Here is a 437-nt window from a genome sequence, read left to right as displayed (position 1 = left end):
TTTTATTATTCACACATTTATAAAGCAAGCATTGTATAACATCAGTTAAATCAGTAAGTATTTGCCTTTCATTAGAGGAGATTATTATATCATCAGAATAGCGAGTATATGTTAATCCCGAATCACTACAATACTTCTCTAGTTTATTATCAAAATCAAACAAGCAGATATTACTTAACATAGGTGACGTGGAAAAACCGGCTGGCAACTTATCATCAATAACAATCAATTCCAATAGCTTTTCTCGATAGTTTTCTAGATCGGAAATAGGAACCATATTAAATCGATTATCGAATACATCCACGATATTTTGTCGATTAATACTACCGTAAAAATTTTTTATATCTGTTTGAAAGAAAAACTTATTAGACGCATGTTTTTCAACTGCATCCCTTATTGAAACACCTTTGCGATATGAAAAAACAACATTCTTGTTA

The 437-nt window shown here is 30.0% G+C and carries 1 protein-coding gene; it reads right to left on the bottom strand.

Annotated elements, in window-relative coordinates; translation table 11 throughout:
- Positions 1-437 (bottom strand): reverse transcriptase domain-containing protein (locus A1QC_RS07095; protein ID WP_017025679.1); only part of this gene is annotated, 437 nt, incomplete at both ends.

It is taken from the genome of Vibrio rumoiensis 1S-45 (assembly GCF_000286955.2).
Taxonomy (GTDB): Bacteria; Pseudomonadota; Gammaproteobacteria; order Enterobacterales; family Vibrionaceae; genus Vibrio; species Vibrio rumoiensis_A.
Note: the sequence above shows the minus strand (reverse complement) of the source record. Positions and strands in the feature narration are given on the sequence as shown.